This window comes from Globicatella sp. HMSC072A10, assembly GCF_001811625.1.
GTDB classification, from domain to species: Bacteria; Bacillota; Bacilli; order Lactobacillales; family Aerococcaceae; genus Globicatella; species Globicatella sanguinis.
Map to the genome: position 1 here is coordinate 1 of NZ_KV805697.1, position 4,698 is coordinate 4,698.

Consider the following 4,698-nt stretch of genomic DNA (forward strand, 5'->3'; position numbering starts at 1 on the left):
AATGATAGATACTCTGTTATGGGACGCTTACATATAATGTCATTAAAAGCACTCTTATATAGACTTTTCGGTAATACATGTTTTTGCACTCTCTATAATTTCCTATCAGTAAAACGCGTTAGACGATTAAAGGATTGATCCTTTTAGCTTTAAAACTATTACAATTTTATTTGAAAAGTTAAATATAAAATTGTAATTTTTCGTGTAGTAGTTTTATTATTTATCGGCCTTACTCTTACCAATATCAAAGAGAAGGCTGTTTTTGTTTGTCTATCACATCAATATTTTATTGAATCGGCACCATACTCAACAGCATCTTCTGGCCTTACTTAAAGCCGATCAACTTTGTGAACTTTAGTAGTGCACGAAAACTAATTTTAATGTTTAGATACTTTTATTTTTTACGTATCTCATTAAAAAAGAAATGAACATATTTTAGTTTTACATCATTGGTAATGCCAGATAGACTTTTACTTTAAATGGTGGGGGAATTTGCTTGGAGATAAACACTTCTTCATTGCAAACCTTCTTCCATATTGAGATAATAGAGAATAGACGAGGAGTGAGACTGATGAATTTTGATCACACAGCTTTTGCTGTTTTTAATGAACCTGAACTAGCGGGAAGAATGGTGGGCATTCAAGCACGTATTCAACCAACTTTTCAATATTTTGGTGATATTTTAGCAGAACATCTTCAAGAACAATCACCACAATCAACGGAGGTGTTCGTGCATATTGCAAAACATTTACGGAGAACGACTTATCCACCAGAATCAACATGGGTAGCGATTGGTGGAGATAAACGTGGATATAAGAAGTATCCTCATTTCCAAATTGGTATTAATGAACATTATGTATTTTTCACGTTGGCGTTAATTGATAATCCACTCCATGAAAAAGAGATTGCTCAATTATGGCAACAAAAATTATCAGTATTTAAAGAGTTGCCACAAGATTTCGCAGTCATTCCGGATCATACCCAGTTTGGGTTTCAAGAGGGGCCGGATATTGATTGGGCAAACTTGCTTGAACGTTTGGAAAAAGTAAAAAAAGCTGAGTTAATGATAGGAAGAATCTATCCAAAGGATTCAGAGATATTAAGTGATAGTAAATTATTATCGGAAAGTTTCATTGAAACTCTTGATGATTTGATGCCATTTTACATGGAAGCCATGTCATTTTATTAAAACTAAAATAATTTGATATAGACCGCTTTCATCGGAAAAATGTTTTTATTTTTATTGCAAAATACTGTATAGTAGTACATGGACAGGAGGCGGGCTAATGCAAAATTATGCTTATCCTATCGATTCAGATTGGTCAACAGAAGAGATAGTTAAAGTTGTTGAATTTTTAGCAGCTGTTGAGCAAGTTTATGAGTCTTCAATGGATGTTAAAGAGTTCTCGATTAAGTATCAAAAATTTAAAGAAGTGGTGACCAGTATAAGTGGTGAAAAACAATTAGATAAAGTTTTCCAAAGTGAAAGTGGTTATTCTATTTATCAAGCTGTGAAATTAATGAAAGAGCTGAATAAAACGGAAGCCAAAAACAAAAAGATGAGGATTAATTAGGAGGAAGAATATGGATTACCAATTACATCATCGTATTTTAGTTTGGATGGAAGAAGCGGCAGAGGCTTTGAGAGAATCTCATAGTAGAAAATTACAAGTCGATGAAAAAAAGGATGCCAGTGATTTAGTTACTGAAATGGATAAAGCAACGGAAAAATTCTTTACTGAGAAAATTCGTCAGTTTTATCCTGAACACCGTATTATTGGCGAAGAAGGAATCAGTGATCCGGTAAATGATACCAATGGCATGATTTGGGTTATTGATCCGATTGATGGTACTTTAAACTTTGTTAAACAAAAGAATAATTTTGGTATTATGATTGGTTTATTTAATAATGGTAAGCCAGTAGCGGGCTATATTTATGATGTGATGCAGCATGATTTATATTATGGTATCGTTGGTGAAGGGATGTATCTCAATAATAAACCATTGAAACCATTACCGGTAGGTCCATTAAATGATAGTCTCATTATGGGAAATGTCGGGATGTTTAGTCGCAATCAAAATAATTGTCAAAGTTTATTAGCAACGGTATTAGGAGCCAGAGCACATGGTTCTGCAGCTTTAGAGGTGATTCAAGTTTTAAGAGGTGAAGCCTCACTTTACTTATCTTTTGGCTTACATCCTTGGGATTTTGCTGCAGGATATGCGATTTGTGAAGCGGGTGGTATTATTTGTACACAAGCAAATGGCTCACCATTATCTATTTTAGAAAAATCACCGGTCCTCTTTGCACATCCAAGCGTTTATAAGGAAGCAGTCGAAATTTTAAACAATCCAACAGAAATAGGGGAAATTAATGAATACGCGTAATGATATAAGAAATATTGCAATAATTGCTCACGTTGACCACGGTAAAACAACTTTGGTTGACCAATTACTAAAAAACTCAGATACTCTTGATGCTCGTTTACAGTTAGAAGAACGTGCAATGGACTCGGGAGATATCGAAAAAGAACGTGGCATTACCATCTTAGCCAAAAATACAGCTGTTAACTATAAAGGCACTCGTATTAACATTTTAGACACACCAGGACATGCCGATTTTGGTGGTGAAGTAGAGCGTATTCTTAAAATGGTTGATGGTGTTGTGTTAGTAGTGGATGCTTATGAAGGTACCATGCCACAAACACGTTTTGTATTAAAAAAAGCATTAGAAGTTGGATTAACGCCAGTAGTGGTTGTTAATAAAATTGATAAACCGTCAGCAAGACCGGCAGAAGTGGTCGATGAAGTGTTAGAATTATTTATTGAACTCGGTGCGGATGATGACCAATTAGAATTCCCAGTAGTTTATGCTTCAGCTATTAACGGTACTTCTTCTACTTCTGATCAACTAGAAGACCAACAGCCCTCAATGGATGCTATTTTTGATGCTGTTATCGAACATGTGCCAGCACCCATTGATAATAGTGATGAACCTTTACAATTTCAAGTTTCCTTATTAGATTATAATGCCTTTGTAGGTCGTATTGGAATTGGACGTGTTTTCCGTGGTAAGATTAAAGTGGGCGATAATGTTGCTTTAATGAAAGCAGATGGCACTAAGAAAAATTTCCGTGTCACCAAGATTTTAGGTTTCTTTGGTTTAGATCGTGTAGAAATTAATGAAGCTAAAGCCGGAGATTTAATTGCACTTTCTGGTATGGAAGATATTTTCGTTGGTGAAACAGTTGCTGACGCACAAAAGCCTGAAGCTTTACCATTACTACACATCGATGAACCGACATTGGAAATGACATTCTTAACAAATAATTCGCCTTTTGCTGGACGTGAAGGTAAGTATGTAACAGCGCGTAATTTACAAGATCGTTTAATGCAAGAATTACATACAGACGTTTCATTGAAAGTAGAACCAACTGATTCACCAGATGCGTTTAGAGTGATGGGACGTGGCGAGTTGCACTTATCCATCTTAATTGAAACAATGCGTCGTCAAGGATATGAGTTCCAAGTTTCAAGACCAAAAGTTATTTTACGTGAAATTGACGGTAAAATGTGTGAACCATTTGAGCGCGTACAAATTGATACACCGGAAGAATATATGGGTTCGATTATCGAAGCATTAGGTTCTCGTAAAGCTGAAATGGCTGATATGATTCATACTGGTAATGGTCAAGTACGTTTAGTATTCTTAGTCCCAGCGCGTGGTTTAATTGGCTTTTCTACAGAGTTCATGTCGATTACGCGCGGTTACGGCATTATTAACCATACTTTCGATGATTATTTACCAGTAATAGAAGGAAGTATTGGTCGTCGTCGTAATGGTACTTTAGTTTCGATTGAAAATGGTACAGCAACGACTTATAGTATTATGGCTTTAGAAGATCGTGGTACGATTTTCGTAGAACCTGGTACGGAAGTTTATGGCGGTATGATAGTGGGAGAACATAATCGTGAAAATGACTTAACAGTCAATATTACTCGCGCGAAAAACTTAACGAACGTTCGTTCTGCTACTAAAGATCAAACAGCAGTCATCAAACGTCCTCGAATCTTGACTTTAGAAGAATCCATTCAATTTATGGATGATGATGAATATTGTGAAGTAACCCCAAAAAGTATTCGTCTAAGAAAACAAATTTTAGATAAATCTTTACGTGAGAAAGCCAATAAAAAAGAAAGTAAATAGTTTTTTGTAAGACACATAAAGCTTACCATAACTGGTGTCCCGAGGGAGACCAGTTTTTTGGGTTCTTTATTAATATGTGCGAGCTATGAAAGATTAACCATTCATCCAGTCATGGAGAAATTTAATTTTTGCCAATGACTTTTTTGATATTGGAAGCAGAATTAAGAAAGTTAATTTTGGCTAATGACTTTTTTGATATTGGAAGTAGAATTGAGAAAGTTAATTTTGGCTAATGACTTTTTTAGTTATTGGAAGTAGGTTGAATGTTAGCAAATGAATGCTGACTCTACTTGCTGTCTATAAAAAGTATATAGAGACTGAGTATAGTAAGCGAAAATTAGCTGTTATTTTCTTAGTCACTCCCATTTATTAATGTCAAAAAGCTTATTCTCGCGCTTTTATTGCAAATGAAACAAGGAGATTGACTAATTTACAATAAGATTACTTTTAAAAATTTTGTGAAAGTTCTAAAATTAAATTAGCCACTTAAA

4 protein-coding genes are annotated in these 4,698 nt (G+C 34.9%); all 4 read left to right on the plus strand.

The window, feature by feature from the left end; all coding sequences use genetic code 11:
• The first annotated feature begins 571 nt into the window (after positions 1-571).
• The 4 genes from HMPREF2811_RS04305 (at position 572) to typA (ending at position 4,207) form a co-directional block, all read left to right on the plus strand.
• Positions 572-1,189, plus strand: coding sequence for a DUF1054 family protein (locus tag HMPREF2811_RS04305; RefSeq protein ID WP_071408249.1), 618 nt, complete (start codon positions 572-574; stop codon positions 1,187-1,189).
• Between the two features lie 97 nt (positions 1,190-1,286).
• Positions 1,287-1,574 carry a UPF0223 family protein gene (locus tag HMPREF2811_RS04310; RefSeq protein WP_066125407.1) on the plus strand — a complete coding sequence of 96 codons (288 nt, stop codon included), beginning with the start codon at positions 1,287-1,289 and terminating at the stop codon, positions 1,572-1,574.
• Between the two features lie 10 nt (positions 1,575-1,584).
• On the plus strand, positions 1,585-2,388 hold the full coding sequence (locus tag HMPREF2811_RS04315) for an inositol monophosphatase family protein (protein WP_066125405.1): 804 nt from the start codon (positions 1,585-1,587) through the stop codon (positions 2,386-2,388).
• Positions 2,375-4,207, plus strand: coding sequence for a translational GTPase TypA (typA, locus tag HMPREF2811_RS04320; RefSeq protein WP_066125403.1), 1,833 nt, complete (start codon positions 2,375-2,377; stop codon positions 4,205-4,207). Before HMPREF2811_RS04315 ends, typA begins: the two co-directional genes overlap by 14 nt.
• The last annotated feature ends 491 nt before the right edge of the window (positions 4,208-4,698 follow it).